3 protein-coding genes and 1 pseudogene are annotated in these 4,389 nt (G+C 57.1%); 2 read left to right on the top strand and 2 right to left on the bottom strand.

Annotated features, from left to right (window positions below):
* Window positions 1–47: 47 nt before the first annotated feature.
* Window positions 48–908 (bottom strand): vitamin K epoxide reductase family protein, encoded by an 861-nt coding sequence (locus NW840_RS12410; RefSeq protein WP_414344599.1) that lies wholly within the window; start codon window positions 906–908, stop codon window positions 48–50.
* A gap of 36 nt (window positions 909–944) precedes the next feature.
* Complete coding sequence (gene mutL / locus NW840_RS12415; RefSeq protein WP_414344601.1) at window positions 945–2,681, bottom strand: DNA mismatch repair endonuclease MutL; 1,737 nt, start codon at window positions 2,679–2,681, stop codon at window positions 945–947.
* Between the two features lie 303 nt (window positions 2,682–2,984).
* Here mutL and NW840_RS12420 point away from each other — a divergent pair.
* Together NW840_RS12420 and NW840_RS12425 are read left to right on the top strand one after the other, a co-directional pair.
* Window positions 2,985–3,684 (top strand): annotated as a pseudogene (locus NW840_RS12420) (transposase); the annotation flags it as partial.
* A gap of 217 nt (window positions 3,685–3,901) precedes the next feature.
* A complete protein-coding gene (locus NW840_RS12425; RefSeq protein ID WP_011433838.1) occupies window positions 3,902–4,306 on the top strand; it encodes a universal stress protein in 405 nt (134 codons plus the stop codon).
* The last annotated feature ends 83 nt before the right edge of the window (window positions 4,307–4,389 follow it).

The raw sequence follows: 4,389 nt of genomic DNA on the forward strand, positions 1-4,389 counted from the left end.
ATCCGTACTGAACATATTATACATTATTTTCAGTATAGTTGAGCTTATTATTGACTAGAGTCATGCTCTTCCAGCGGATAGCCAGAGGCCACCGCCAAGGCTTCCAGAGAGCGAACGCCTGTGTAGGTGCGGCCATTGATGATCCAGGTGGGATAGCTGGTGATCCCCGCTTCTGTACATTCTCGAGCCTGTGGAGTGCCGGGGCCGTTGGGGGAGCACTCCACGTAGGGCACTTGGTCGAAAGCTGCCCCGAACAGCTCTTTCTGAGCTTGACAATGAGGGCACCAATAGGCCCCGTACATAGTGCCGCCGATCTGCCGCAGGTGGGCTGCTAACCCTACCGCCAGGGGGCTAGGCGGGGGAACTTGGTTGGCGTACACCCCAATCGTGGTCACCAATGTGAGAAAGGCCACCAGAATGTAGCTGAAGGCCATCTTGCCCCCATCCAGCCAGCGGTGGCCCAGCATGGTCACCAGCCATAGCCCTGCCACCAAGATGATCGCGGTGGTGCAGTACATGCAGAATTGCCGTAGCACTGCCACCATCAGGTAAAGCATGTACATCTCAAAGGCGGTCATGGCGGAAACCAAGCCAAACAGGGCCGGCCAGCGCCACCGCTTCACCAGTGGGATCCCATCCGGCAGCACCGCCAGCGCCAAGACTCCCAGAAACCCCAACAGGCCAACAGCCGCGGTCGGGATCCCCAAAAACTCTGCCCAACGGCTGGAGAGTACCAGGTCACACCCTCCATCCCCAGTGCAGAAGGCGGCGGGCTGCTCCGTCAGCTTGGTGTAGGTGAGATAGGCCGTCAGCAGGGATCCCAGGCCGGCCAGGATCGCCAAGATCAGACGGGAATGGCGCTGCAGCCAGGTCTCTTCTTGGGCTTTGAGTTTGAGATAAGAAGCCATGGAGTTTCAGGGGTTTCAGCAGTTGGACACCCCCGATTATAGTGGGGTGGAGCTGGGCTCGTCCGTGGGATCCGACGCAGAAGAGCGCACCTGGGCGGCAAACCTGTCTCCCAGCGGATCCAGCTCCCATAGGGATCCCAGTTTGGAGTCGGAGATAGGCCGGTCGCAGAGACCCCAACGGCGGCGGAAGTAACGGGCCAGATCTTTTTCTGCCAGGGCCAGGTAGACCGGGCGACCATGAGGGCAAGTGTGGGGATTGGCGGTGCGCTGCCAGGCTTCCAACAGCTTTTGCATCTGCTCCAAGGTCAGCGGGATCCCATTGCGCAAGGCCCCTCGACAGGCCACTGTTACCTGGGCTGCCTGCAAATCTTGACAACCACTGAGCTCCAGCAGGGATCCCTGTACCTCCTCTGGATCTTCCGATGCCAAGGCCAGAGGAATGCGTCGGATGAGATAGGTATTGGGGCCGAAGGGTTCTGGCTCCAGCCCCAACTGCTCCAACCGCTCCAGGGCTTGGGGCGACAGTCCTTGCAGCGTTACGGGCATCTCCGGTGCCACCAGTTGCCAGTGCTGCCGGATGTACTCGTAGCGAACTCGCTCGTGGGCCAGGTGTTGCTCCACCAGCCATAACCCCTGGGGGTGCTCTGCCAAGATGTAGGTCCGATGCAGTTGGGCCAGCGCCTTGAGGGGGGGCAGGAGAGAAGTTGGGCGGTCAGAGGGAGGAAAACGGCTCTGGAGATCGGGCGAGACTCGATAGACCACCTTGGCCTCGCTGGCCCGGATCAGATGCACAGAGCGGCGGCTGGCTTGCCCGGATCCCAATTGCAGAAGGGAGTGCAGGTGTTGGCGCAACTGCTCCTGGCGGGCCGTCAGATTCTCCAGGTAGAGCTCGCTTTTGGCAGGATGACGGTTCCAATCCACCTGCTCTGGGGGCAGGCGCAGGTGAACAACCGCCAGTGGATGACGGTGGCGAGGCAACGCGTGGTGAAAAACCGACTGGATCAGCCGTTGCCAGTCGGGCATCTGCACAAACCGTCCGTTTACGGCCACACGGATCCAATCGGGGTGGGGGCGATGCAGGCGATCCGGCAGGCCCAGCACCACTTCCCAATCGCTATCCCCATCCTGGATCCGCCGATAGCGCAGATCCGTGGGATCCACCTGCGGCAACACCTGCAGCAGCAGATCTTGCAGAGACTTTCCCGGCCAGAGGCTGAGCAGCAATTGCCCTTCCTGATGCACCTGCCAACTGACCCAGGGATGGGCTAGGGCTGCATTCTGCACCAGGGTCAGGAGCGGGCGAGTTTGGGGCAAGGCCCGACGGCGCAGAGGCCAGTCGGCAAACAAATCCGCAACCGTGACCACCGTTCCCAAGGCAGTGGCTGCCGGCTGCTTGTGGATCAGCTCCCCCTGTCGGTCGTAGGCGGCCAGCCAGCCGTGAGCATCGTCAGCGTGGCGGGTTTGGATAGCTAGGGATCCCAAGCGGGCTAGGCTGTGCAGGGCTTCCCCACGAAATCCCAGGCTGCGACCTTCCAGTTTGCTGGTGGTATGGCGGCGGGCCACCTGCTCCAGCTCCGAGGCCGGGATGCCGTGGCCGTTATCCCCCACCTGCACCTGCCAGCGAGTCGGCCAGATCTCCACTTGAATGCGGGTGGCCTGGGCATCGAGGGCATTTTCCAGCAATTCCCGCAGAGCAGCCCCCAGAGAGTCGATCACCTCTCCTGCCGCCATACGGGCAATCCGTTCTGGAGTCAGGGGTTGGATCTGGAACATGACACCAATCCTGCCAATCTGAGGGTCGGGGGCCAACAGAGCCTTAGCTTAACCTTCTCTTGCGGTTTCTGCGGCGGGCAACAGGAGCCTTGCACCTTTTGACCGATTGATGTCTGCAGCAGAGAAGTGCGCTCAATTCTCTACTTACTGTTTTAATTGTTCGTTCCAAAGAGATAATCAAAGCCAGATAAGGTTTACACTAGGAGCAACTTTCATACTATAGTCATTCCAAACTAGATTGAGACACTCCCCAAGCGTTCTGCGCTGCTTCTGCGACCGCCTCCAGCCCCTCTCCCAAAGGGAATCATCCCTCACCCCCAGTCCCTCTCCCAAAGGGAGAGGGGAGTTAGGAAGCAATACAACAGAAATGTTTCATTCCTGTTTAAAATGACTATAAAAAAGCAAGGAATGAATCTAAAAAAGACCTATCGCAGCACGAAAGTCAAAGAAGAGTAAGTGCAAAGACAACGATCAACCTGCAGTCAAGAAGTTGGGAATATACCAGTGGAGGATATAGTTGTCCTAGATCAGATGCGGGTGTAGGAAGGAATCGAGCGGGAGGTATCTCGAAGTTTGCGAGGTCAAAAAGCTTATGGTTATCGCCAGAGAAGCAAGGGGAAAACATAGGATTATTAGAGCTATTTCCTGGAGAGAGATAGTAGGTTGCCGTGTCATCAAAGGTGAGGTAGAGAAGGGGATTTTCGGGAGCTTTTGAAAAGTAGTTTATGCCCAAAACTAGATGCGGGGAAGTTAGCGATTATGGATAACTTAAACATCCACAAGGGTCAATTCGGGGAACAGATCGCGGAGCACAGATCTGCCTGTGTATTCACCGGAGTTGGAGCCGATTGAGATGATATAGTCGGTGTTGAAGCATTGTATCCTGCAGTGTTCCAGAGCTGGGAAGTATGGGATGGATCAGATAGTAGAGACCTGTTTATTACTCATCAATCCATGCTGCTTTCGAGGTTGGTTTGTCAAGTGTTACTACCGTGCCCCTTAATTCCTCAACAGGCTGTATGTATGGCTTCTTCTACTGTTTATCTGAGAGGATCCCGCTTCCAGTTGATACCAAGGCGGCCAGGGTCGAGCCCACCGCCATAGGAAAATGGGCAGGGACGGGCTGGGATTCTTCAGCTCCTGGTGAGATTGGTAGAATAAGATCAGCATTCGCCTTGAATTTGGATAGGGACTGGGGTTAACTGTTGGGATCCTCGGCTATGTTCGACAAACTGCTCTTTCCCATCGATAACTCGCGTGAAACCAGCCACGCCTTGCCCTTGGTGGCGGACATAGCACAGCGCTACAAGAGCCAAGTGTATTTGCTTTCTGTGCTGGATGATACGGAGCTTGACCCGGAGCGAGCCGAGCAAGCCCGGCAGAACATCCACAACCTGCTTAAGCAAACGGAGTCCGGCCTGCATCAAATCGGCCTTAGCAACGTCAAGAGTGAGTATCGAGAGGGGAAGGTACCTTTTGTCATCTGTGATGTGGCAGACGAGCTGGAGATCAGCCTGATTGTGATGGGCTGCCGCGGCCTCACCCTATCTGGAGAGGGGCAGAACAACTCCGTGAGCCACCGCGTGATCGATCTCTCCCCCTGCCCGGTGTTGGTCGTGCCCTGAGGAGAGGGATCCCATTGACCAAAAGGCGCGGCAAGCCCCGTCCTTCAGGGCAGGGAAGGATAGCGCCGACCGTAGCCGACGCC

It is taken from the genome of Synechococcus sp. R5-13 (genome assembly GCF_047462015.1).
Classification (GTDB): Bacteria; Cyanobacteriota; Cyanobacteriia; order Thermostichales; family Thermostichaceae; genus Thermostichus.